Consider the following 23,023-nt stretch of genomic DNA (forward strand, 5'->3'; position numbering starts at 1 on the left):
TGACGGATGGCGGCTGGGGCCTCTCCTGTGGGGGGTGGCGGCCTCGGCCGCCCTCCTTATCCCGTTCCCGGGCGCTGCCCCGTCGAGGTCCACGGTACCCACGTCATCCTTTCGGCTCACTTCCGGGTGAAATCCCCGAATGGGTACGACACACCCTGCCCTCCATCTATAGCGTGGCCGTACACCCGCGCGACGCCCCGAGGAGCCCCCCGCTGTCCAGCCACCTTCCGGCACAGTCCCATGGGCGCAACCCTCCGGGGGCCCCTTCCGGACAGAGTCCGGGAGAGAAGACCGGAGGAAGCCCCGGTCTTCCCCACGGCTCCGGACTGGCCCGGTTCAACGCCCTGTCCCCCGAGGCCGCCCAGGTGGTCCTGATGCAGTGCTGCGGAAGCCGCCGCTGGGCGCACCGGGTCTGCGCGCACCGCCCCTACCCCGATCTCAGCACCCTGATCGCCGCCGCGGACGAAGCCTCGTACGACCTCTCGCAGGCCGACCTGACGGAAGCGCTGGCCGCCGAGTGCTCGGAGGAGCTGGGCCACGGGGCCTCGTACGCGGCGCTGCTGGCCCTCGGCGCGGCCCACGCCGAGTACGAACGGAAGTTCGGCCACGCCTTCGTGATCTGCCTCGACGGGCACCCGCCGGAGGAGCAGGCGGCCCATCTGCTGGCCGCGATCCGCCGCCGGATGGGGCACGAGGAGGACGAGGAACGCTCGATCTCCGCCGACGAGCTGCGCCGCGTGGCGCAGGCCCGATTGTGCGACCTGACACATTGGCTGACGTCGGCGGATGGTCTGTCCGGGGCGGAAACGGGGCTATTCGCCCCTGTGGGATAGCCCGTCCGAGCCTGTTTGATCACACCGATGGCCCCCGCGCGAAGGAACCGACAAAGCGTCGCTACGATGTCCGGGGCCGGTGGACCGTACCCGGCCGGGCCCGACCGACAAAGAAGCCGGCTGGCCCCCGCCCCGCTTCCGGAGGGTTTTCCGTGCCGGCTGGAACGTTGTACCGCGGCCGGGAAGGAATGTGGTCCTGGGTGGCTCATCGAGTCACCGGCGTCCTCATCTTCTTCTTCCTGTTCGTACACGTCCTCGACACCGCACTCGTCCGCGTCTCCCCCGAGGCGTACGACGATGTGGTGGCTACCTACAAGACTCCGATCGTCGCGCTGCTGGAGTACGGCCTCGTCGCCGCAATCCTCTTCCACGCGCTCAACGGTCTCCGTGTCATCGCTGTGGACTTCTGGTCCAAGGGCCCCCGCTACCAGAAGCAGATGCTCTGGACCGTCGTGGGCATCTGGATCGTGCTGATGGTCGGGGCCCTGTACCCCGTCCTGGGCCACGCCTACCTTGAACTGTTCGGGAAGTGACACGCATGTCTTCTGACACTTCTTCCGCCAAGGCCATCAGCGACGTCGAGGGCGCATCCCTCTACGACGCCGAGAACCCGGCGCCTTACATCGAGGCCCCGCGCAAGCGCACCGGCAAGACCCCGCGCTCGACCCGCGGCAACTTCGAGATGGTCGCGTGGCTCTTCATGCGCCTCTCGGGCATCGTGCTCGTCGTCCTCGTCATCGGCCACCTGCTGATCCAGCTGGTGCTCGACGGCGGCGTCTCCAAGATCGGCTTCGCCTTCGTGGCGGGCCGGTGGGCTTCCCCGTTCTGGCAGGTCTGGGACCTGCTGATGCTGTGGCTGGCCATGCTGCACGGCGCCAACGGTCTGCGTACCGTCATCAACGACTACGCGGAGCGCGCCAACACGCGGCTGTGGCTGAAGGGCCTGCTCTACACCGCCACGGTGTTCACCATCCTTCTGGGCACGCTGGTGATCTTCACCTTCGACCCGAACATCCGCTAGGCAACGGGGCTGAGGCGAAACCAATGAAGATCCACAAGTACGACACCGTCATCGTCGGCGCGGGTGGCGCGGGCATGCGCGCCGCCATCGAGTCGACGAAGCGCAGCCGCACCGCCGTGCTGACGAAGCTCTACCCGACCCGCTCCCACACGGGCGCCGCGCAGGGCGGCATGGCCGCCGCGCTGGCCAACGTGGAAGAGGACAACTGGGAGTGGCACACCTTCGACACGGTCAAGGGCGGTGACTACCTGGTCGACCAGGACGCCGCCGAGATCCTGGCGAAGGAGGCCATCGACGCCGTCCTCGACCTGGAGAAGATGGGCCTGCCGTTCAACCGCACCCCGGACGGCACCATCGACCAGCGCCGCTTCGGCGGCCACTCGCGCAACCACGGCGAGGCCCCGGTCCGCCGGTCCTGCTACGCCGCGGACCGCACGGGCCACATGATCCTCCAGACGCTGTACCAGAACTGCGTCAAGGAGGGCGTGGAGTTCTTCAACGAGTTCTACGTCCTGGACCAGCTCCTGGTCGAGGAGGACGGCGTCAAGAAGTCGGCCGGTGTGGTCGCGTACGAGCTCGCCACCGGCGAGATCCACGTGTTCCAGGCCAAGGCCGTCATCTACGCCTCCGGCGGCACCGGCAAGTTCTTCAAGGTGACCTCCAACGCGCACACCCTCACGGGTGACGGCCAGGCGGCCTGCTACCGCCGCGGCCTGCCGCTGGAGGACATGGAGTTCTTCCAGTTCCACCCGACGGGCATCTGGCGCATGGGCATCCTGCTGACGGAGGGCGCCCGCGGTGAGGGCGGCATCCTCCGCAACAAGGACGGCGAGCGCTTCATGGAGAAGTACGCGCCGGTCATGAAGGACCTCGCGTCCCGTGACGTCGTCTCGCGCTCCATCTACACCGAGATCCGTGAGGGCCGCGGCTGCGGTCCCGCCGGTGACCACGTGTACCTGGACCTGACGCACCTGCCGCCGGAGCAGCTCGACGCGAAGCTCCCGGACATCACCGAGTTCGCGCGTACGTACCTGGGCATCGAGCCGTACACGGACCCGATCCCGATCCAGCCCACCGCGCACTACGCCATGGGCGGCATCCCGACCAACGTCGAGGGTGAGGTCCTGGCGGACAACACCACCGTCGTCCCGGGCCTGTACGCGGCCGGCGAGGTCGCGTGCGTGTCGGTGCACGGCGCGAACCGCCTGGGCACCAACTCGCTGCTGGACATCAACGTCTTCGGCAAGCGTTCGGGCATCGCCGCGGCCAAGTACGCGCACGAGAACGACTACGTCGAGCTGCCGGAGAACCCGGCGCAGGACGTCGCCGACCTCGTCGAGCGTCTGCGCAACTCCACGGGCAAGGAGCGGGTCGCCGACCTGCGCCTGGAGCTCCAGGAGACGATGGACGCGTGCGTGATGGTGTTCCGTACGGAGCAGACCATCAAGACCGCGGTCGAGAAGATCGCGGAACTGCGCGAGCGCTACAAGAACGTGTCCGTCCAGGACAAGGGCAAGCGCTTCAACACGGACCTGCTGGAGGCCATCGAGCTGGGCAACCTGCTCGACCTGGCCGAGGTCATGGCCGTGTCCGCGCTGGCGCGCAAGGAGTCCCGCGGCGGTCACTACCGCGAGGACTACCCGAACCGCGACGACGTCAACTTCATGCGCCACACCATGGCGTACCGCGAGGTCGGCGACGACGGCAAGGACTCCGTCCGGCTGGACTACAAGCCCGTCGTCGTCACCCGCTACCAGCCGATGGAGCGTAAGTACTGATGGGCACCCCGACCCTGAGCAAGACGGACCAGATGGAGGCCGCGGCCGCGGCTTCGCCCTTCATCACGGTCACGTTCCGGATCCGCCGCTACAACCCCGAGATCTCGGACGAGGCGCAGTGGCAGGACTTCCAGATCGAGATCGACCCGAAGGAGCGCGTGCTCGACGGTCTCCACAAGATCAAGTGGGACCTCGACGGCACGCTGACCTTCCGCCGCTCGTGCGCGCACGGCATCTGCGGCTCCGACGCGATGCGGATCAACGGCAAGAACAGGCTCGCCTGCAAGACGCTGATCAAGGACATCAACCCGGAGAAGCCGATCACGGTCGAGGCCATAAAGGGCCTCACCGTGATGAAGGACCTTGTCGTCGACATGGAGCCCTTCTTCCAGGCGTACCGCGACGTCATGCCGTTCCTGGTCACCAAGGGCAACGAGCCGACGCGTGAGCGTCTGCAGTCCGCCGAGGACCGCGAGCGCTTCGACGACACCACCAAGTGCATCCTGTGCGCCGCGTGCACGTCCTCGTGCCCGGTGTTCTGGAACGACGGCCAGTACTTCGGCCCGGCGGCGATCGTCAACGCGCACCGCTTCATCTTCGACTCGCGTGACGAGGCCGGCGAGCAGCGGCTGGAGATCCTCAACGACAAGGACGGCGTGTGGCGCTGCCGCACGACCTTCAACTGCACCGACGCGTGCCCGCGTGGCATCGAGGTCACGAAGGCGATCCAGGAAGTGAAGCGCGCGCTGATCACGCGTCGCTTCTGATTCCCCCTCCTTGACGCGCCGAGGCCCGCACCCCTCCCCGGGGTGCGGGCCTCGTGCGTACTCGGGGGCGCGTCAGGGTCGGGTGGGGGCGGTCCCCCATGGTCGGCGGATCTTCCTCACGGCAGGCTTGCGGCCATGACGAACTCCGTGAACTCCGCCACCCGCAGGGCCCGTTGGACCACGCTGATCGCCGCCGGCGCGGCCGTCGTATCGCTGGCGGCCGGGTCCCTGCCGGCCTCGGCGGACGAGCGGACCCCGGCCCCGGCGACGGGCACCGCACGTGGACACCAGCCGGTCGACACCGCCGCCCTGGCCGCGCTGATGGCCCCGGGCGCGGTCGCGAACGGGACCATGGTCCGGGTGGGCGGGCACGGCGGTGTCCGGTGGACGGGGGCCACCGGACCGCTCTCACAGGACCCGGAGGCCAACTTCCGCATCGGCAGCATCACCAAGCTGTTCACCTCCACCGTGGCGCTTCAGCTGATCGGCGAGGGCCGCTTCACCATGGACACCCCGGTCCAGGAGGTCCTCCCGGGGACCCTGCCCGCACACTGGCAGCCGATCACCGTGGGCCAGCTGCTGAGTCACACCAGCGGTCTGCAGATGCCCTGCGTCGAGTTCGGGAAGGACGAGCACCCTGCCCCGGAGCAGGTGATCGCCCACTGGACCGCCCCGGGCTGCGCCGCGCCCCAGTACCCGGTCCTCACGCAGCAGTACAACGGCGCCAACTACTTCCTCCTCGGCATGGTGATCGAGAAGGCCACCGGCCGGCCCTACGCCGACGAGGTACAGCGCCGGATCGCCCGCCCGCTCGGCCTGCGCCACACGTACTCGCCGAAGGCGGGCGACGGTTCCCTCCCCGGCCCGGCGCTGGCCGAAGCGGGCGACATCGACCCGTGGGCCTGGGCCGAGGGCGGCATGATTTCCAACGCGCCGGACCTGGAACGGTTCATGGCGGCGCTGCTGCGCGGCCGGCTGCTGAAGCCCTCCCAGCAGCGGCAGTTGTTCACCATGCCGGCGCTCTCGGAGGGCAACGTGGACCGGTACAGCATGAGCGGCATGATGCGTGCCGAGGCCGACGGCGCCGTCGTCTGGGGCAAGACCGGCTCCATGGGCCCTTCCACCAGTGGGGTGTTCGCGACCGACCGGGGCGCCCGCACCGTCGTCTACTCGCTCGTCCCCGTCACCAAGGACCGTACGCAGATGCGCGTTCACCTCGGCCGCCTCATCACTGCGGCGCTCTGACGGGTACAGCCCGGAGGGTCGCTGTGGAAGGATCGGTGGCATGAGCGAGCAGCAGCCGAATCCGTACTCGAGCAACCCCGGCCAGGGTGACTACAAGTGGGGCCCGGGCGAGCCGAGTTACGGCTACCCGCAGCCCTACCCGGCGGCCGGGCCCCCGCCCTACCAGCCGACCATGGCCGCGGGCTTCCCGGCCCCCGTCCCCGCTCCCGCCCCCATGAACGGCGCCGGCGTGTCCCTCGGCGACATCACGGTCGTGGGGGACCAGATCATCACGCCGTCGGGCAACATGCCGCTGCGGGGCGCGGTCTGGAACGCGACGGACTTCTCGCGCACCGAGGAGAAGATCCCGACCCACGCGATCATCCTCGCCGTCATCTTCTTCCTGTTCTGCCTGCTGGGCCTGCTGTTCCTCCTGATGAAGGAGAAGAAGACCACGGGCTACATCCAGATCTCGGTGACCAGTGGCGGCCGCCACCATTCCACGATGATCCCGGCCCAGGACCAGAACACCTACCCGTGGGTGATGTCGCAGCTCAACTTCGCGCGGTCGCTGAGCCTCTGAGGGGGCGTCCGGGCGGGGCGGAACACCGTGGGTGAAACGCGGTGGCGGACCCCGCCCCCACCCACCAGGATCAGCGCGTGATCATTTCCTTTGACGTGGCCGGGCCCGTCGCCGCCCCCGCCGCCGTCCTGCTCCACTCCTCCGTCTGCGACCGGCGCATGTGGGACGCCCAGTACGGGGCGCTGGCCGAAGCGGGGTACCGGGTGGTCCGGCCCGACTTCCGGACCTGCGGGGACTCCCCCGCCGCCCGGACCCCGTACAGCGACGACGGCGACGTCGTGGCACTGCTGGACCGGCTCGGCATCGAGCGCGCCGCGCTCGTCGGCTCCTCGTACGGCGGCCGGGTCGCCCTGCGGATCGCCGCCCTGCACTCGGAGCGCGTGACCCGCCTGGCCCTGCTCTGCGCGGGCCGCCCGGGGCACCGGCCCGGCTCGCCGGAGGTGCGGGAGTTCGGCGCCGCCGAGGACGAGCTGCTGGAGGCCGGCGACCTGGAGGGGGCGGCCGCGCTGAACGCCCGTACCTGGCTCGGCCCGGACGCCGACGAGGCCGCGCACGCCCTCGTACGGGCCATGCAGCTGCGGAACTTCCAGGGTTCCGCGCACCTCACCGAGGACCACGAACTCCCCGAGCCGGACGTCGACTTCGCCTCCGTCACCGCCCCGGTCCTCGCCGTCGGTGGTGCCCACGACCTGCCCGACTTCCGTGCTATCGCCGCCGAGCTCCCGTCCCTCGTCCCGGGCGCCCGCCACCTGGAGCTCCCGTGGGCGGGCCACCTGCCCTCGCTGGAGCGCCCCGCGGAGATCACCGACCTGCTCCTGGAGTTCCTCCACCCGATCCGGTGACGCGGGCGCCTCCCTGACGCGGGCGCGACGCCGTCCTACGATGATGCTCTCGACCCAGCCCACGGGAGGCCCGAGATGTCCGCAGCACCCGTCGAGCACTCCGCTTACCCGAACGAGGACCGGCCGCTGCCCCTGCTCGAAGCGGCCAACAGGCTCATGGAGCAGGCCCCTGGCTACCGCGTCGAGATCATCGGAGGTCAGCTCACCGTGACGCCGCCTGCGGATCTGCCCCATTCCAGGGTGCTCAACAAGATCACCCGTCCGTTCGTCGCCGCAGGCCTGGATGATGGTGAAACCGAGGTGCACCAGGGCATCGGGCTGTGGCTGCCGGGTGGACCGGAGGACTACGCCATCCCAGACCTCGTCGTGGTCGACGCGGACAGCGATGAGCACCTCGTCAGGAACAACTGCTACGACCCGGTCGTGTTCCGCCTCGTCCTCGAAGTGACGTCGAGCAACTACAACACCGACCTGCGCTCCAAGGTCGGGGCCTACGCGAGCGCCGGGGTCGCGGTCTACGTCATCGTGAACCGCCAGCACCAGCGGCTCCACGTGCTGACCGATCCCGAGAACGGCGATTACGGCACCCACCGGGTCTACGCACCCGGCGAGCTCGCCACCCTCCCCGACTCCCTCGGCGCCAAGGTCACCCTCGACGTGGACGAGCTGTTGGCGGCGGGCCGGCCGCAGCCCCGGAAGAAGGCCGCGCCGCCGGCCCCTGAAGCCTAGGACTTCTTGCGGCGGCTCAGGCCCAGGCCCGCCGCCACCAGGAGGGCCGCCGCGAGGACGATCGCCGCGTCGGCCGCCAGGACCGTGCGGACCCCGTCGAAGAGCGAGGCCTGGGTGGTGGCCAGGACGCCGAGCAGCGGGATGCCGATCGTGAGACCGACCTGCTGGGTTGTGGTGACCAGGCCGGTCGCCAGACCCTGCTCCTCGTCGGGCACGCCGCTCGTCACGACCAGCCCGTACGAGATGATCGCGCCGAGGTGGCACATGCTGGCCAACGAGACCGCGACGGTCGCCACCAGTGCGCCGGAGTCCGTGCCCACGGCCAGCAGCGCGGCGCCGAACGCCCCCTGCCCCAGCAGCGTTCCGACCAGGACGCGGCGCGCGCCGAAGCGGCCGATGACCCGGGGGGCGTAGGAGCCGGCGAAGACGGACGCGACGCCCTGGACGCCGAACACCAGGCCGGTCCGGAAGGACGACAGCTCCAGCGTTTCCTGGAGGTAGAGGGTCAGCACGAAGATGACCGTCGACATCATCGAGAACGTCACCAGCCCGGCGATGTTGCCCCACGCGACCGTACGCCGCTTCAGCATCGGCAGCGACACCAGCGGCGCCGCCGCCTTCGACTCCACCACCACGAACGCGGCGAGCAGGCCGACCCCGACGACCAGCGTGCCCCAGACGTCCACGTCACCGAAGCCGCGCTGGGCCGCCGTCGACAGGGCGTAGATCAGCGCGAGCAGACCGCCGGTCACGGTGACGGCCCCGGGCACGTCCAGCCGCGGCCGCTCGGGGGTACGGGACTCCGGCAGCAGCCCGGGCGCGAGGACCAGTACGACCACCGCGGCGACCGCGAGCAGGCCCATCGTGGAGCGCCAGCCCAGGGTGTCGGTCATGACTCCGCCGAGCACCATGCCGATGGTGAAGCCGAGGGACAGCAGGGTGCCGGAGATGCCGAGCGCCTTGTCGCGCAGCGGCCCCTCGGGGAAGGTCGTGGTCAGCAGGGACATGCCGGTCGGCACGATGACCGCCGCGCCCAGGCCTTGCAGGGCGCGCCCGGCCAGGAAGGACGCCGGGTCCCAGGCGAGGGTCGCGAGCAGCGAGGCCGCGCCGAACAGCACGAGGCCGGTCAGGAACAGCTTCTTGCGGCCGTACAGGTCGGCGATCCGGCCGAAGAGGAGCAGGAAGCCGCCGGACGGCAGGGCGAACGCGGTGACCGCCCACTGGAGGGCGGACTGGCTCAGCCCGAGGTCCTTGCCGAGCACCGGCAGGGCCACGTTCAGTACGGAGAAGTCGAGCGCCACCATGAACTGGGCGGCGCAGAGCACGAAGAGGACCAGCTTGGCCCTGCCGGAGAGCCGGTCGTTCCGGTCTTTCTCGGGGGCCGCCGTGCGCGGCCCGGTGGTTGTCGTCTGTGTGTCGATCGCCATGGCCACTACCCTCGCGGCCCGGGAATGCCGGTGCAGAGTGGGAACTTATCCTGTTGGCGGCACCACCAGGCAGCCTGACAGGGGGACTTCGTGGCGACGCGGATCGAAGAGCACCGGCGGACCGAACTGCGCGAGTTCCTCATGAGCAGACGGGCCCGGATCACTCCGACCGAGGCCGGCCTGCCGGACGGCGGGGCCCGCCGCCGTACGCCGGGCCTGCGCCGGGAGGAGGTCGCCGTGCTCGCCGGGGTCGGGGTCTCCTGGTACCAATGGCTGGAGCAGGGCCGCGACATCACGGTGTCCTCGCAGGTCCTGGACTCGGTGGGTCGCGTACTGAAGCTCAGCAGCGCCGAACGCCGGCACCTGTACGTCCTCGCCGGGCTCAATCCGCCCGCCCTGGAGGTCGCCCCGGCCGACCGGGACATGTGCCAAGGGCTGAAGCGGCTGATCGACGCCTGGATGCCGTTCCCCGCGCACATCATGGACGCGTACTGGAACACGGTGATGTACAACGACGCGGCCGCGCTGGTCCTCGGGATGCGTCCGGAGATCGTGCAGAACTGCCTGATCGCCTTCTTCACCGACCCCATCTACCGGGCCCGCTCCCCGCGCTGGGAAGAGGTCGCCCGCAACGTGGTGGCCCAGTTCCGGGCGGCCTGCTCGGAGCGTCCGAACGACGAGGGGTTCCGGGCGGTGGTCGAGGAGGCCCGGGAGCTCAGCCCGGAGTTCGTCGAGCTGTGGGAGCGCCGCGACGTCGAGCCCGGCGGCCAGCTGCAGAAGCATCTGGAGCATCCGGTCGTCGGCACGCTGTACGTGGAGTCGACCCAGCTGCGCGTGCCGGCCCGCCCCGACCTGGCGATCGTGCTCCACACCCCGCTGCCGGGCACCGAGACGGCGGAGAAGCTGGAATGGCTGACGTCGCCGGAGGGCCGGCGCGGGTCGATGTACCCGATCGCCGGCTGAGTCCCTCCGAACGCCGGTCAGTCCGAGGTCACTTGGTGCGTTCGCCGGCGCTGCGCTCGACGCAGAACTCGTTGCCCTCGGGGTCCGCCATGGTCACCCAGCCGGTGCCGTCGGCGTTGCGGTGATCGCCGACGACGGTGGCGCCGAGGGCGAGGACGCGTTCCACCTCCTCGTCGCGCGTCCGGTCCTGCGGCTGCAGGTCCATGTGGACGCGGTTCTTGACGGTCTTGGCGTCGGGCACCGTGACGAACAGCAGGGCCGAGCCGGGCGCCGTGACGAGCGCCTCGGGGTCACCCGGGAAGTCCTCGTCGGAGAGCTTGCCGTCCAGGACGGCGGCCCAGAACTGACCCAGGGCGTAGGCGTCGGAGCAGTCGAAGGTGATGTGTCGTACGAGAGAGGCCATGGGCGGCACTATCTGCCAGGCCCCCGACACCTGTCCAACGATTTGGACCGGGGGCTCTCTGTGATGGAGTGGGGGCATGACCGACGACTTCGAGACGATCACGGTTCCGGACCACCTGTGCGGTTATCCGGGAGTGGCTTTCGGCGGCTACGTGGCGGGCGTGCTGGCCGGGCGGGCGACCGCGAAGACCGTACGGGTGGACTTCAGGCGGCCCGTGCCGACCGGTGAGCCGGTACGGCTCACCGAGACGGCGGGCGGGGGCGCCGAACTGACCGCCGGTGAGCTCCTGCTGGCCGCCGCGACCCCCGCAGAGCTGGACACGGACGTACCGGACGCGCCTTCCTGGACGGTGGCCTCGGCGGCCGCGGACGCCTACCGAGCGGTCCCGCCGGACGGATCGACGGACTGCTTCGGCTGCGGCCTGCACCGCACGCCGTCCACCGGTCTGCGCCTGCACTGCGGCCCGGTGCCGGGCGGCGCGATGGTCGCCACCGCCTGGACCCCGGCCGCCGGACTCGGCGGCCCGGACGGCCTGTTGCCGCCGGAGCTGGTGTGGGGCGCGCTGGACTGCCCGGGGAACGCGGCCGGACGCTTCCTCGGCGGCCGCCCGGCCGGCGCCGTCACGGCCTCGCTGTCCGCGCGGCTGCTGCGACCGGTACCCGTCGGCTCGGGCCTGGTCTCGTACTCCTGGATGCTCGGGTCCGAGGGCCGCAAGTACCGGGCGGGTACGGCCCTGGCCACGGCGACGGGCGACCTCTGCGCCTTCGCCGAAGCCCTGTGGGTGGAACCTAGGCCGACGCCTGCGCCGTGAAGGCGGCCCAGGCCGCGGGGGTGATGGTGAGCGCGGGGCGGGTGGTGTCCTTGGAGTCCCGGACGTGGACGGCGGCGGGGCAGGCGGCGACTTCGACGCAGTCGCCGCCGTCACCACCGCTGTAGCTGCTCTTGTGCCAGGCCAGGGCGACCTCGACGCAGTCGCCCCCGTCGCTACCGCTGTAGCTGCTCTTGAACCACGCCAGTCCGGTGCTCATCACTCTCCCGCAAGCTGTTCGATCCAACGTGCCGAGTCCTGCGGACTCAACGCCCACCCCCGGATATTCGCATGGCGTTGGATCATCTCACTCACGGCTTCTCGCTGCGAGATCACCCAACTGTGCCCCTGCGCCTCGACATACCCGAGCATCCGCCGCTCTGGCGTCTCCGCAACCTTCATAGGACCCAGCGAGTTGAGCGGCACCGTGCAATCCGGCGGGACAACCTGGATGGTCACATGCGGCAGCCGAGCCATCTCCAGCAGGTGGTGAAGCTGCTCCCGCCAAACGGCCTCCCCGCCGACACGCCGACTGAGGACCGACGCCTCGAACACGAAGCACAGCGCGGGCGGCGGATCTCGCAGCAGCACGGCCTGCCGTCCCATCCGTCCCGCCACTCGGCGTTCAGACTCGGCCTCCGATACGGGAGGCCAGTGCGAGCCGATGACAGCTCGTGCGTACTTCTCGGTCTGGAGCAGGCCGTTCACGGTGTGGGTGTCATAGACCCACAGGCTCACCGCCTTGGCCTCGACCGGTGCAAAGTTCCGGAACTGCGGTGCGTACCGCTCCTCCTCCAGGTACGGCAGCACCGCCTTCAGCAGCCCGTCCCCGGCGAGCAGTTCGTCGACCCGCTCGATCATCCCCGGTTCCATCGCCCGGTCGCCGCGCTCGAACGCCCCGATCGCCGACGACGAGAAGTTCGTCCGGCCGCCCAGCTCCTGCCGCGAGACCCCGCGCTTCTCGCGCAGCGTCCGCATCTGCGCGCCGAGTCCCCGCCGCAGCGGTGACGGGAGGGGTTCACTGGGGTTCACGGCCTCGGACACCGGCGTCACAGCCCTTCACGGATCGCCGTCCGTGACGGCGCGACTACTGTTCCAGGCTAGGGCCGAGCCGCCACCCTGTGCCCCATGAACGACGAAATCCCCGACTGGGTCCCCGACGCCGGTTTCCAGCTCCGCCTCGCGGGCGTGCACTTCGACGCGCTGCGCATCCAGGGCCAGCTCGGCGAGGAGACCGCCAAGGAGCTGTGCCGGCTCACCGACCACGACGCCGGGCCGATCGTCTACGAGCTCAACGGCTACCGCTGGATGTACTTCCTGCTCCCGCCCGGCACCGCGCGGGAGCACAGCTGGCCCTCGCACACGCAGCGGTACACCTCGCGCACCCGCTACGCCACCGCCTACGTCGGCGTACCCGCGCTGTACGGGACCACCTGGCCCCTCGCGTGGCGGTCGGTGCCGACGCGGACGGCACCCTTCGTGGATCCGGGGATCCTGGAGAAGACATTCGCTTGAACCTGTTCAAAAAAAGCCCTACAGTCATCCCCGTCAGCAGTATTGAACACGTTCAAGGGGGCTGAGGGCAATGGACCTCACCGTGGTCGCGTACGTCATCTACCTGCTCATCAGCATCGGGCTCACCGTCTGGGTCGCCCGTACGCTCAGCCGCAACGGCCGCGTCTTCATCGGCGACGTCCTCCAGGGGAACGAGAAGCTGGCCGACGCCGTCAACCAGCTCCTCGTGGTCGGGTTCTACCTCGTGAACATCGGCTTCGTGACCCTCTACCTGCGGTCGGCCGAGGACATAGTCCGGGCCCGCGACCTCTTCGAGGCGCTCTCGGTCAAGCTCGGCGTCGTGCTGCTGGTCCTCGGCGTCATGCACCTCGGCAACGTCTGGGTCCTCAACAAGATGCGCCGCCGGGGGATCATGGAGCGCCAGCAGACCCCGCCCGTCGCCCCGCAGGGGTGGACCGCTCCGGCAGGGGTCTGAACCATGGCCGCCTCAAGCCCGGGGGCAGTCCGCCACCTGACCGTCCTGTACGACGCGAACTGCCCGCTCTGCGTACACATCCGGCACTGGCTGCTCGCGCAGCGCTGGCTGGTCCGGCTCGCGCTGGTCCCGGCCGCGTCGTACGAGGCGCGGCGGCGGTTCCCTCAGCTCGACCACGCGTCGACGCTGAAGGAGATCACCGTCGTCGGAGACTCCGGGCAGGTGTGGACCGGTACGGACGCCTTCATCGTGTGCCTGTGGGCGCTGGTAGAGCACCGGCCGAAGGCCAACTGGCTCGCCACGCCCGCCGGACGGCCCTTCGCCCGGGCCGCCATGTACACGGCCTCCAAGTGGCGGCAGGCGGTGCGGACCGAGGGGGATCCGCAGGGGCTGGAGGAACCGGCCTGTGACGACCAGTGCTCCGTACCCCGATAGGCTCGTACACCGTGACTGATCAGAAGGCTCCCAAGAGCGAGCAGACCCGCACGCTCATCCTCGAAACCGCGCTCCGTCTCTTCCAGGAGCGCGGCTTCGACAAGACGACGATGCGGGGTATCGCGAAGGAGGCCGGTGTCTCGGTCGGCAACGCCTATTACTACTTCGAATCGAAGGAACACCTGGTCCAGGGGTTCTACGACCGGATCGGCGCCGCCCACCAGGCGGCGGTCCGGCCCATCCTGGACAGCGAGACCGATCTGCAGAAGCGGCTCGCCGGCGTGCTGACGAGCTGGATGGACATCGCGGCCCCGTATCACGAGTTCGCCTCCCAGTTCTTCAAGAACGCGGCGGACCCCGAAAGTCCGCTCAGCCCCTTCTCGCCGGAGTCGGAGGACGCGCGGCAGGCGGCCATCGACATCCACCGCGAGGTACTGGCGGGCGCGAAGACCAAGGTGCCGGCCGAACTGGTCGACGTACTGCCGGAGCTGATGTGGCTCTCGCAGATGGGCCTGGTGCTGTACTGGGTCTTCGACCGTTCGCCGAACAGCGAGAAGACGCGGCGGCTCGCGGAGCGCGGCGCGCAGCTGACGACGCGGGGCATCGTGCTGGCCCGGTTCAAGGTGCTGCGGCCGCTGGTGCGCGAGGTGCACGAGCTGTTCGCGGACTTCCTGCCCGGCATGGCGCAGACGGCCACGGCGGGCGCCCGCAAGAAGGCCTCGGACCCGAAGTCGTAGCCGGATCCGAGGCCGTGGCCGGGGCCGGGGCTACCGGGGCCGGGGCTACAGCCAGTTGAGTTCCCACAGGCGCCAGACGCCCGTCCCGTCGGACAGGTACTGGGCGCCTGTGACGGCCTCGCGGGACATCACGTAGTCCTTCTTCTGCCAGATCGGCACCATGGGGACCTTCTGGGAGACCAGCTTCTGGAGCTCGCGGAAGTCGGCGGCCGCCTCGCCCCGCTCCGAGTGGGACTGGGTGCGGGTGATCAGGTCGTCGACGGTCTTGTCGGAGAAGCCGTTGTTCATCGACGAGTCCGCGCCGACGAGCGGGGCGAGGAAGTTGTCCGCGTCCGGGAAGTCGGCGATCCAGCCGATGGTGTAGGCGTCGAACTCGCCTGCCGCGTATCCCTTCTGGAAGTCGGTCCACTTCTCCACCGGCTTGATCTTCAGCTGGAAGAGGCCGGTCGACTCCAGCTGCCGCTTGATCTCGTCGGCCTCCGCGAGGTTCGCGCCGCGCGCGTTGACCCCGACGGTGAGGGAGACGGGGGCGGTGATCCCGGCGTCCTTGAACAGCTTCTTCGCCGCGGCGCCGTTGGGCGTCGGGTAGGTGTCGAAGAACGGCGTGCTGTGGGCTGCGATGCCCGCCGGGACCAGGGAGTACAGCGGGGTGACGGTCCCCGAGTAGATCTCGGTCGCCACCTTGGCGCGGTCGAGTACGGCGGCCACGGCCTGGCGGACGGCGAGCGGGGCGGCGGTGGAGCCGGGGCGCACGTTGAAGACCACGGAGCGGATCTCGGAGCCGCCGGAGGCCTGGTAGCGGGTGTCCTTCATGCCCGGGTTGAGGGCGGCGAGCACGGCCGGCGGCATCTCCCGGTGGGCGACGTCGATCTGGCGGTCGTTCCAGGCCTTGTCGAGCTCCGCGGAGTCCTTGAAGTACCTGATGGTGACGGGCGCGAGGGCGGGCTTGGCCCGGCCCTTGTACGAGGCGTTGGGCTTCAGGTCGATGCTCGTACCGGCCTTGTAGGCGCCGAGCGTGTACGGGCCGGAGCCGTCGACCTTGCCGTCCGCGCGCAGCGCCTTGGCCGGGTACTTGTCCTTGTCGACGATCGAGGCGGCACCCGTCGCGATCTTGAAGGGGAAGGTGGAGTCGCCGGCGGAGAGGTTGAAGGTGACGGTGCGGCCCTCCGCCTTGACCGACTCCAGGGTGTTGAAGAGGGGGGCCGGGCCCTGGTCGGAGTTGATGGCCTTGATGCGGTCGAAGGAGTGCTTGACGTCCTCGGCGGTGATCGCGCGGCCGCCCGCGAACTTCGCGTCGGGGCGGAGCTCGCACTGGTACGTGGTGAGCTTCTGACCGATGAAGCCGCAGGAGGACGCGGCGTCCGCCACGGGGGTGTCGGAGCCGGACTTGATGGTCAGCAGCGACTGGTAGACGTTGCTGAACAGGGCCCAGGAGCCCGCGTCGTACGCCCCCGCGGGATCGAGGGCGGAGACGACGTCGCTCGTCCCGACCCGGATGGCCTTGCCGCCGCCACCGGAGTCGGGCAGCAGTTGCCAGGTCCCCACACCGGCCACGCCGAGGACCAGCCCGACCACGATGATCTTCGAACGGACAGACCGCATTGCCCCTGAACCCCACCCCTGTACCGCTGACAGCGATGCACTGTCCGGTTACCGGACATCCCATCACGGAATTTCAGCCTCCGGAAGGCTGATTCTTTGCGGTTCGTTGCCGGTTCGGGGCGGTCAGGCCTGGTATGAGGCGAGTTCCACGACGGTGATGTCGGACGGCGCGCCCACCCTGACCGGAGGCCCCCAGGCGCCCGCTCCCCGGGACACGTAGAGCTGGGTGTCGCCGTAGCGCTCCAGACCGGCGACGGTGGGGTTGGCGAGCTCGGCGAGGTAGTTGCCCGGCCAGAGCTGGCCGCCGTGGGTGTGGCCGGAGAGCTGGAGGTCGACGCCGTGCCGGACCGCGTCGTGGATGACGACGGGCTGGTGGGCGAGGAGCACGGCGCTGCGGCTCCGGTCGCGGTCGCCGAGGGCCGCCCGGAAGTCGGGGCCGTGCCCCTCGCTCTCCCCCGCGATGTCGTTCACACCGGCGAGGTCGAAGTACGGGAGCGGGCGGCGGGCGTTCTCCAGCGGAATCAGGCCGAGTTCGCGCACGTGGTCCACCCACTGCGCGGCGCCCGAGAAGTACTCGTGGTTCCCGGTCACGAAGTACGTGCCGTGGCGGGCACTGAGCCGGCGCAGCGGCTCGGCGGCGGGCCCGAGATCGTGGACGTTGCCGTCGACGAGGTCGCCGACGATGGCGATGAGGTCGGGCTGGGTGCGGTTGACGGTGTCGACGATGCGCTGGGTGTGGGCGCGGCCGAGGACCGGGCCGAGGTGGATGTCGCTGACGACGGCGATCCGGAAGCCGTGCGCGGCGCGCGGCAGCTTGGCCAGGGGCACCTGGACCCGCTTGACGCGAGGGCCGCGCAGCACTCCGTGGGCGCCGTTCGCCACGGTCCCGACGGCCACGGCGGCGGCCGCCCCGCCGATCGCCCGTGCGACGAACCTGCGGCGGTCCAGCAGGAGTCCGCCGGAATCGGCCGGTCCGGAGCCGGCGCCCTGCGCAGCGGGTGCCGGGTCGCCGGGCCCGGGGTCGGGGCCGGGGCCGGGGCCCTGCGCCGCCGTCGAACGACCGGCGGGCTGAAGCCCCGCCGGAGATCGAGGCGCGGGGTTCGGGGCGGAGCCCCGGTCCTCCCCAGAGGGGATCCGGTGGGCCAGACGGCGGAGCAGCAGCGCGCGGACCGGCTCGGCGACCAGCATCGTCAACGTCAGGTACAGGAGCACCGCGAGCCAGAGGAACCCCGGCCAGGCCACGGCCTGCTGGAGGCGGAAGGGAGCTCCGGCGCGGCCCGCGGTCAGCGCGGCCACGGAGAGGAGGGGCAGGGTGAAGGCGAGGACCGTGCCGATGCGGCGGGACAGGGCGCCGGGGGCGGTGGTGTCGCGGACCAGACGGATCCAGAGCCACCGGTGGACGAGTACGAGCAGCGCGAGGACGGCGAGCACGACCAGCGCGACGAGGGCGATTTTCACGCGTTCGGGCCGTTACGTGATTCGCGCCGCAGGGCGCGGACCCCACGCAACCCGATCACTCCGACGGCCGTCCCCAGGAGAAAGGACGTCACCGCGAGCGTCAGGTGCACCCAGAAGAAGGGCGTGGGTTCACCCGCCGCGTCGAACGCCTGGCCACTGCTGTCCTTCCACAGGTTCCGGACGAAAGACACCCAGATGAACCAGCTCCACACTCCGAAGGCGAGCAGGAACCAGGAGGCGGTACGGCTGAGTCTCATGCCCCCAGTATCGGATTCGCCCCTGCGGCGGACGCGCCGGGGTGGGCTGTCCCGGCGGTCGTTTCGCCGGATTGGCCGGTCAGCGACCGTATCCAGTCCATCGGGATGTACTTTCACCTGCGTGTCTGTAAAGAAGACCGCGCTGACGGTCCTTTCCGCCGCGCTGCTGGTCCCCGCGATGTTCGTGGCCCCCGCGCACGCCGCGCCGACCCCGCCCGCGCAGCCGGCCGACGGGAAGGCGCCGCCGACGACCCCGGACGCCAAGGCGGCACCCGCGCCCCCCGCGGCGATGTCCACGGTCGGCGGAGCCCTGCTCGGCCAGCCGGGGACCCAGGTGAACCTGCTGCCCGGCGCGCCCGCCCTGCCCACGAACCTCACGGGGCGGTCGTGGATCGTGGCCGACGCGGAGACCGGCGAGGTCCTGGCCTCGCACAACGCGCACTGGCGGCTCCCCCCGGCCTCCACCATGAAGATGCTCTTCGCGGACACGGTGCTGCCGGGCCTGCCCAAGGACCAGGTCCACAAGGTCACCGACAAGGACATGGAAGGCGTCGGGCCGGGCAGCAGCCTGGTCGGGGTCAAGGAGGACCTTGAGTACACCGTCCACGACCTGTGGCTCGGGGTGTTCCTGAGGTCGGGGAACGACGCCGTGCACGTGCTGTCGGCGATGAACGGCGGCATCGAGAAGACCGTCAAGGACATGCAGGCCCACGCCGAGGAACTGCAGGCCCTGGACACCCATGTGGTCTCCCCCGACGGGTACGACGCCCCGGAGCAGGTGTCGAGCGCGTACGACCTCACCCTCGTCGCCCGCTCCGGGCTGCAGAAGCAGGACTTCCGGGAGTACTGCGGCACGGTCGGGGCGAAGTTCCCCGGCAAGCAGGAGGCCGGGAAGCCGCGCGAGTACTTCGAGATCCAGAACACCAACCGGCTGATGACGGGCGCCGGCGGAATCTCCCCGTACAAGGGCATCGCCGGGGTGAAGAACGGCAACACCACGATGGCGGGCGCCACCTTCACCGGCGCCGCGCAGCAGGGGTCGCGCAAGCTGCTGGTCACGGTGATGAACCCGGGCGCGGGCGGGGCCAACTCGGTGTACGAGGAGACCGCAGCGCTCTTCGACTGGGGGTTCGCGGCGGCCGGGAAGGTCAAGCCGGTGGGTGAGCTGGTACCGCCGAAGAGCGCGGACACCCGCCCGCACGGGTCGCCGGCCCAGTCCCACGAGAACGACGCGGCGGCCGGCGGCGGCTCGGGCGGTGGCATCGGCACCGCGCTCGGTGTCGCGGGCGGTGCGCTGGCGGTCCTGGCGGGCGGCGCCTTCGTGGTCAACCGCCGGTGGCCCCTGCGTGGCCGCCGGGGGCGGGACGAGGACTGGGTGTAGGCCCGGGCGGGCCGGGCCCGGCTGTCCGCCCGGCCCGGCCCGCCCGTCCGGTCAGAACCTGCGCTCGGTGAACCAGCTCGCCTGGCTGCTGGGGTTGTTCAGGTCGACGGTGGTACCGGAGAGCCGTCCGTCCGGGCCGCGGACCCCGGTGTAGCGCCCGACGGGTCCGTGGTTCCAGCCGACGGTGAAGTAGATGTTGTTGCCGTCCACGGAGCCCTCGCGGAGAGTCCCGACGGTGTTTCCGGACGAGACGGTTCCGAACAGGCGCCCGCTCGCGTCCTGTGTCAGGTCCACGCGCACGGTGGCGTTGGTCTGGAACAGGTACCAGACCCCTGCTGCGTTGAACGCGGGTGCCCGGACCTCCCGCACCGCACTGGGGGCGGTGACGGTGGCGCCGCTCGCGGGGGCGGCGAGACCGGCCCCGGCGAGAGACAGGAGCAGGGCGACGGCGGTCGTGGTGAGGAGCTTGCGCGGGCGGAGCGAAGCGGACATGAGCCCTCCAGGGGCGGCCAGGACGATCGATCCCGTTGCATCGTGCACGGAACCTCGCGGCAGGCCTACCCGGCCCTCATGTGTCCGAGGCCGGAATTCACTCGAACGGGAAGCGCCCTAGACGCCGTCCTCGTCGCCGGCGTCGCCGTCGCCCTCGTCGCCGTCGCCTTCGTCGGCGCGGGTCGCCGTCCAGGACGACACGAAGAGCAGCAGCTTCGCCGAGAAGTTGATCCAGAGCAGCAGGGCGATCGGCACGCCGAAGGCCCCGTACATGCTCTTCGTCGCGACCCCCCGCATGTAGCCGCCGAGCAGGAGCTTCAGCAGCTCGAAGCCCGCCGCGCCGATGAGGGCCGCCTGGATCAGGCGGCCTCGCGGCGGTTCGACGCCCGGGAGCAGGGTCAGGAGGTAGAGCAGCAGCAGGAACGCGGCCACGACGCCGACGAGGAAGACGCCCGCGCGCAGCAGCACGCCGCCCGCGCCCTCGCGCGGGATGTGCAGCCACTCGGCGGATTTCCCGACGGCGCTGGAGCCGATGATCGAGGCGGCGGCGGAGGCCAGGGCCGCGCCGCCGAGGCCGAGGAGCACCAGCCCGTCCTTGCCCTTGCGGACGATCGGGTTCCCCTCGTCCTCGTCGTCCTTCTCCCACACCGCGCGCAGGCAGTCCCGCATCGAGCCCACCCAGCTGATGCCGGTGAAGAGCAGCAGGATGCCGGCGACGAGGCCGACCGTGGCCGCGTTCGCGACGAGCGCGTTGATGTCGAGCTGGTCGGAGATCCCGGGGACCTGTTCGGCGAGCTTCTTCTGGAGCCGGTCGAGCTGCTCCTGGCTGAGGAGGGACGCGCCGACGGCGGCGGCGACGGTGATCAGCGGGAAGAGCGCGAGGAAGCTGATGAAGGTGATCGCCGCGGCGAGCCGGGTCCAGTGGACGCGGTCGAGGCGCTGGTACGAACGCCACGCGTGCGTCCGCATCAGACGCGCCGCCAGCGGCCCGATCACTGGGAGTTTCGTCAGCCAGTCCATGAGGTCACCGTAATTGAGCTGACGGAAATAGCCGGGATTGTCGCTTTTGGGCACTACGGTCGTCGATTGTGACTTTTCGCGAAGTGCCCCGGGCGGACCGTCCGTTCCACACCCTGGTCCTGCGCAGGCTCAGGTTCCGCACCCGCCAGGCCCTGCGGCCGCTGCGTCAAGAGCGGCGCACGGTCTCGTCCGTGGGCGAGCCGGGCTGCGCCGGGACCCCGGTCGGGCCCGTCCCGAAAGGGTATTCACGCAGCTTGCGCCAGACCCCGTCCGAGCCCTGCTCGTAGAGCGCGAAGCCCTCGCAGACCCAGGTCGCGGCGTACTCGGCGAGGGCCGTGAACGCCAGGTCCATCGCCTCCTCGGAGATCCCGTGGGCGACCGTGACGTGGGGGTGGTACGGGAAGGCCAGCTCACGGCTGACCGGCCCGTCGGGGGCGCGGACCGCGTCCTGGAGGCGGGTGCAGCCCACGACGCCCTCGACGATCTTGACGAAGACGACCGGCGAGAGCGGGCGGAAGGTTCCCGTCCCGCCCAGCCGCATCGTGAAGCCGCGGAAGGCGGCCGCCACCTCGGAGAGGTGGGCGCGGATCTCCGGCAGCCGGTCCGCCTCCACCTCGGTGGGCGGGAGGAGGGTGACGTGCGTGGGGATGCCGTGCGCGGCGACGTCCCCGAAGCCTGCGCGCAGCTCTTGGAGCTGGCTGCCGTACGGCTCCGGGACCGCGATCGAAACGCCGAGCGTTACGGTCCCCACGTATCTCTCCTCCGCTTGTCTGGATGGGTGCTGCCGACCCAGTGTGCGGGCAGCACCCCCGGTATCGCCAGGGCCGTCTTTCGTTCGATCCCGAGTCAGTGCTTCGCGGACAGGAAACCGAGGCGGTCGTATGCCTGTGCCAGGGTTTCGGCGGCGACGGCGCGGGCCTTCTCCGCGCCCTTGGCCAGGATGGAGTCCAGCGTCTCCGGGTCGTCCAGGTATTCCTGGGTGCGCTGCTTGAACGGTGTGACGAAATCGACCATCACGTCGGCCAGGTCGGTCTTCAGCGCGCCGTAGCCCTTGCCCTCGTACTTCTCCTCCAGGGCGGCGATCGTCTCGCCCGTGAGGGTGGAGTAGATCGTGAGCAGGTTGCTGACGCCGGGCTTCTTCTCGGAGTCGAAGCGGACCTCGGCCTCGGTGTCGGTGACCGCGCTCTTGATCTTCTTCGCGGTGACCTTGGGCTCGTCGAGGAGGTTGATCAGGCCCTTGGGGGACGACGCGGACTTCGACATCTTGATCGCCGGGTCCTGGAGGTCGTAGATCTTCGCGACCTCCTTGACGATGTGCGCGGCGGGGAGGGTGAAGGTCTGTCCGAAGCGCTGGTTGAAGCGCTCGGCCAGGTCGCGGGTCAGCTCGATGTGCTGGCGCTGGTCCTCGCCGACGGGGACCGCGTTCGCCTGGTACAGCAGGATGTCGGCGACCTGGAGGATCGGGTACGTGAACAGTCCGACGGTGGCGTTGTTGACGCCGCCCTTGGCGGACTTGTCCTTGAACTGGGTCATCCGGCTGGCCTCGCCGAAGCCGGTGATGCAGTTCATGACCCAGCCGAGCTGCGCGTGCTCGGGCACGTGGCTCTGGATGAAGAGCGTGCAGCGCTCGGGGTCCAGGCCGGCGGCCAGCAGCTGCGCGGCGGAGAGGCGGGTGTTCGCGCGCAGGTCCTTCGGATCCTGCGGCATGGTGATCGCGTGCAGGTCGACGACCATGTAGAACGCGTCGTGCGTCTCCTGCAGGGCGACGTACTGGCGGATGGCTCCGAGGTAGTTCCCGAGGTGGAACGAACCGGAGGTGGGCTGGATGCCGGAGAGCGCGCGAGGACGATCAGAAGCCATGGCTTCATTCTCTCAGGTGCGGGGGCGGGCTCGGGCCCTCCGCTGGCCGGAACCTTCCGGGTCGCGACCGGTCGCGCCGGTGCCGGGTACGGGTACCGGCCGGTAGCGGCCCGGCCGGATCTCGCCCCGGCCGGGCGACCGATTTCCGCCGTCGCCGGCAGCCGTACCTCCCGGGCGGTGCCGCTGCGCGGGGCTCTCCGGGCTCCGCCCGAACCCGCGCCTCGAACGCCGGCGGGGCTGGGTTCGGCTCCGCCCCGGACCCGGCGCCTCCGGCGCGGGTACGCCCTCAAACGCCGAGCGGGCTGGAACTGCCCTGCGAGCAATCCCAAGCCGCTGCCCGGCATGTCCAGCCCCGCCGGCATTTGAGGCGCGGGGTCCCGGCCCGAGCCCCGGCAACGGCGCTCGTCACCGGG

Annotated in this window: 27 protein-coding genes; 16 read left to right on the plus strand and 11 right to left on the minus strand. The window is 70.4% G+C overall.

Annotated features, from left to right (window positions below; genetic code table 11):
* Positions 1-173 precede the first annotated feature (173 nt).
* The 9 genes from ACFYOB_RS22800 (at position 174) to ACFYOB_RS22840 (ending at position 7,777) form a co-directional block, all read left to right on the plus strand.
* The gene (locus tag ACFYOB_RS22800) at positions 174-833 is read left to right on the plus strand and encodes a 2-oxo-4-hydroxy-4-carboxy-5-ureidoimidazoline decarboxylase (protein ID WP_388562180.1); all 660 of its coding nucleotides are present in this window, start codon (positions 174-176) and stop codon (positions 831-833) included.
* A gap of 152 nt (positions 834-985) precedes the next feature.
* A complete protein-coding gene (gene sdhC, locus ACFYOB_RS22805; RefSeq protein ID WP_078892868.1) occupies positions 986-1,366 on the plus strand; it encodes a succinate dehydrogenase, cytochrome b556 subunit in 381 nt (126 codons plus the stop codon).
* Between the two features lie 5 nt (positions 1,367-1,371).
* Positions 1,372-1,854, plus strand: coding sequence for a succinate dehydrogenase hydrophobic membrane anchor subunit (locus ACFYOB_RS22810; RefSeq protein WP_388562182.1), 483 nt, complete (start codon positions 1,372-1,374; stop codon positions 1,852-1,854).
* 23 nt (positions 1,855-1,877) lie between these two features.
* Positions 1,878-3,632: a succinate dehydrogenase flavoprotein subunit gene (gene sdhA / locus ACFYOB_RS22815; RefSeq protein WP_388562184.1), complete on the plus strand. Its 1,755-nt coding sequence runs from the start codon at positions 1,878-1,880 to the stop codon at positions 3,630-3,632.
* On the plus strand, positions 3,632-4,399 hold the full coding sequence (locus ACFYOB_RS22820; protein ID WP_328927266.1) for a succinate dehydrogenase iron-sulfur subunit: 768 nt from the start codon (positions 3,632-3,634) through the stop codon (positions 4,397-4,399). The genes sdhA and ACFYOB_RS22820 overlap by 1 nt, the downstream gene beginning before the upstream one ends.
* A 135-nt stretch (positions 4,400-4,534) precedes the next feature.
* The gene (locus tag ACFYOB_RS22825; protein ID WP_388562187.1) at positions 4,535-5,644 is read left to right on the plus strand and encodes a serine hydrolase domain-containing protein; all 1,110 of its coding nucleotides are present in this window, start codon (positions 4,535-4,537) and stop codon (positions 5,642-5,644) included.
* A 40-nt stretch (positions 5,645-5,684) separates the two neighbouring features.
* Positions 5,685-6,206, plus strand: coding sequence for a hypothetical protein (locus ACFYOB_RS22830; RefSeq protein ID WP_388562189.1), 522 nt, complete (start codon positions 5,685-5,687; stop codon positions 6,204-6,206).
* A 77-nt stretch (positions 6,207-6,283) separates the two neighbouring features.
* Complete coding sequence (locus ACFYOB_RS22835) at positions 6,284-7,048, plus strand: alpha/beta fold hydrolase (RefSeq protein ID WP_388562191.1); 765 nt, start codon at positions 6,284-6,286, stop codon at positions 7,046-7,048.
* Between the two features lie 75 nt (positions 7,049-7,123).
* Positions 7,124-7,777, plus strand: a complete 654-nt coding sequence (locus tag ACFYOB_RS22840; protein WP_388562193.1) for a Uma2 family endonuclease — start codon at positions 7,124-7,126, stop codon at positions 7,775-7,777.
* Here ACFYOB_RS22840 and ACFYOB_RS22845 read toward each other — a convergent pair.
* Positions 7,774-9,204, minus strand: a complete 1,431-nt coding sequence (locus tag ACFYOB_RS22845) for an MFS transporter (protein ID WP_388562195.1) — start codon at positions 9,202-9,204, stop codon at positions 7,774-7,776. The two genes, ACFYOB_RS22840 and ACFYOB_RS22845, sit on opposite strands and share 4 nt — an antisense overlap.
* Before the next feature lie 141 nt (positions 9,205-9,345).
* Here ACFYOB_RS22845 and ACFYOB_RS22850 point away from each other — a divergent pair, with 141 nt between their 5' ends.
* Entirely contained in the window at positions 9,346-10,167 is an 822-nt protein-coding gene (locus ACFYOB_RS22850; protein WP_388562461.1) for a helix-turn-helix transcriptional regulator, read from the plus strand.
* A 28-nt stretch (positions 10,168-10,195) separates the two neighbouring features.
* Here the strand turns inward: ACFYOB_RS22850 and ACFYOB_RS22855 are convergent, their stop codons facing one another.
* Complete coding sequence (locus ACFYOB_RS22855) at positions 10,196-10,570, minus strand: VOC family protein (RefSeq protein WP_388562197.1); 375 nt, start codon at positions 10,568-10,570, stop codon at positions 10,196-10,198.
* A 76-nt stretch (positions 10,571-10,646) separates the two neighbouring features.
* On the opposite strand from ACFYOB_RS22855, the gene ACFYOB_RS22860 reads away from it, so the two are divergent.
* A complete protein-coding gene (locus ACFYOB_RS22860) occupies positions 10,647-11,381 on the plus strand; it encodes a hotdog fold domain-containing protein (RefSeq protein WP_388562199.1) in 735 nt (244 codons plus the stop codon).
* Here the strand turns inward: ACFYOB_RS22860 and ACFYOB_RS22865 are convergent.
* Together ACFYOB_RS22865 and ACFYOB_RS22870 are read right to left on the minus strand one after the other, a co-directional pair.
* Positions 11,359-11,598: a DUF397 domain-containing protein gene (locus ACFYOB_RS22865; protein WP_388562201.1), complete on the minus strand. Its 240-nt coding sequence runs from the start codon at positions 11,596-11,598 to the stop codon at positions 11,359-11,361. The genes ACFYOB_RS22860 and ACFYOB_RS22865 overlap by 23 nt on opposite strands.
* Complete coding sequence (locus tag ACFYOB_RS22870) at positions 11,598-12,422, minus strand: helix-turn-helix domain-containing protein (RefSeq protein WP_388562203.1); 825 nt, start codon at positions 12,420-12,422, stop codon at positions 11,598-11,600. The genes ACFYOB_RS22865 and ACFYOB_RS22870 overlap by 1 nt, the downstream gene beginning before the upstream one ends.
* An 84-nt stretch (positions 12,423-12,506) precedes the next feature.
* On the opposite strand from ACFYOB_RS22870, the gene ACFYOB_RS22875 reads away from it, so the two are divergent.
* From ACFYOB_RS22875 to ACFYOB_RS22890, 4 genes are all read left to right on the plus strand, one after another.
* Positions 12,507-12,893 carry a hypothetical protein gene (locus ACFYOB_RS22875; RefSeq protein ID WP_388562205.1) on the plus strand — a complete coding sequence of 129 codons (387 nt, stop codon included), beginning with the start codon at positions 12,507-12,509 and terminating at the stop codon, positions 12,891-12,893.
* Between the two features lie 70 nt (positions 12,894-12,963).
* Positions 12,964-13,368, plus strand: a complete 405-nt coding sequence (locus tag ACFYOB_RS22880) for a hypothetical protein (RefSeq protein WP_388562207.1) — start codon at positions 12,964-12,966, stop codon at positions 13,366-13,368.
* A 3-nt stretch (positions 13,369-13,371) separates the two neighbouring features.
* On the plus strand, positions 13,372-13,803 hold the full coding sequence (locus ACFYOB_RS22885; RefSeq protein ID WP_388562209.1) for a thiol-disulfide oxidoreductase DCC family protein: 432 nt from the start codon (positions 13,372-13,374) through the stop codon (positions 13,801-13,803).
* A gap of 11 nt (positions 13,804-13,814) precedes the next feature.
* The gene (locus ACFYOB_RS22890; RefSeq protein ID WP_388562211.1) at positions 13,815-14,540 is read left to right on the plus strand and encodes a TetR/AcrR family transcriptional regulator; all 726 of its coding nucleotides are present in this window, start codon (positions 13,815-13,817) and stop codon (positions 14,538-14,540) included.
* A 45-nt stretch (positions 14,541-14,585) separates the two neighbouring features.
* Here the strand turns inward: ACFYOB_RS22890 and ACFYOB_RS22895 are convergent, their stop codons facing one another.
* The 3 genes from ACFYOB_RS22895 to ACFYOB_RS22905 form a co-directional block, all read right to left on the minus strand.
* Positions 14,586-16,142, minus strand: a complete 1,557-nt coding sequence (locus ACFYOB_RS22895; RefSeq protein WP_388562213.1) for an ABC transporter substrate-binding protein — start codon at positions 16,140-16,142, stop codon at positions 14,586-14,588.
* A 123-nt stretch (positions 16,143-16,265) separates the two neighbouring features.
* A complete protein-coding gene (locus ACFYOB_RS22900; protein ID WP_388562215.1) occupies positions 16,266-17,600 on the minus strand; it encodes a metallophosphoesterase in 1,335 nt (444 codons plus the stop codon).
* On the minus strand, positions 17,597-17,857 hold the full coding sequence (locus ACFYOB_RS22905; RefSeq protein WP_388562217.1) for an SCO4848 family membrane protein: 261 nt from the start codon (positions 17,855-17,857) through the stop codon (positions 17,597-17,599). Before ACFYOB_RS22905 ends, ACFYOB_RS22900 begins: the two co-directional genes overlap by 4 nt.
* A 121-nt stretch (positions 17,858-17,978) precedes the next feature.
* Here ACFYOB_RS22905 and ACFYOB_RS22910 point away from each other — a divergent pair, with 121 nt between their 5' ends.
* Entirely contained in the window at positions 17,979-19,238 is a 1,260-nt protein-coding gene (locus ACFYOB_RS22910; protein ID WP_388562219.1) for a D-alanyl-D-alanine carboxypeptidase family protein, read from the plus strand.
* 51 nt (positions 19,239-19,289) lie between these two features.
* On the opposite strand, the gene ACFYOB_RS22915 is transcribed toward ACFYOB_RS22910, so the two are convergent.
* The 4 genes from ACFYOB_RS22915 to trpS all read right to left on the minus strand — a co-directional run bounded on the left by ACFYOB_RS22915 (position 19,290) and on the right by trpS (position 22,610).
* Positions 19,290-19,730 carry a hypothetical protein gene (locus ACFYOB_RS22915; protein WP_388562221.1) on the minus strand — a complete coding sequence of 147 codons (441 nt, stop codon included), beginning with the start codon at positions 19,728-19,730 and terminating at the stop codon, positions 19,290-19,292.
* A gap of 117 nt (positions 19,731-19,847) precedes the next feature.
* Complete coding sequence (locus tag ACFYOB_RS22920) at positions 19,848-20,750, minus strand: YihY/virulence factor BrkB family protein (protein WP_388562223.1); 903 nt, start codon at positions 20,748-20,750, stop codon at positions 19,848-19,850.
* A 166-nt stretch (positions 20,751-20,916) separates the two neighbouring features.
* On the minus strand, positions 20,917-21,501 hold the full coding sequence (locus tag ACFYOB_RS22925; protein WP_388562225.1) for a 2'-5' RNA ligase family protein: 585 nt from the start codon (positions 21,499-21,501) through the stop codon (positions 20,917-20,919).
* Between the two features lie 95 nt (positions 21,502-21,596).
* The gene (gene trpS, locus ACFYOB_RS22930; RefSeq protein WP_388562227.1) at positions 21,597-22,610 is read right to left on the minus strand and encodes a tryptophan--tRNA ligase; all 1,014 of its coding nucleotides are present in this window, start codon (positions 22,608-22,610) and stop codon (positions 21,597-21,599) included.
* Between the last annotated feature and the right edge of the window lie 413 nt (positions 22,611-23,023).

This window comes from Streptomyces sp. NPDC006463 (genome assembly GCF_042870715.1).
Lineage (GTDB): Bacteria > Actinomycetota > Actinomycetes > Streptomycetales > Streptomycetaceae > Streptomyces.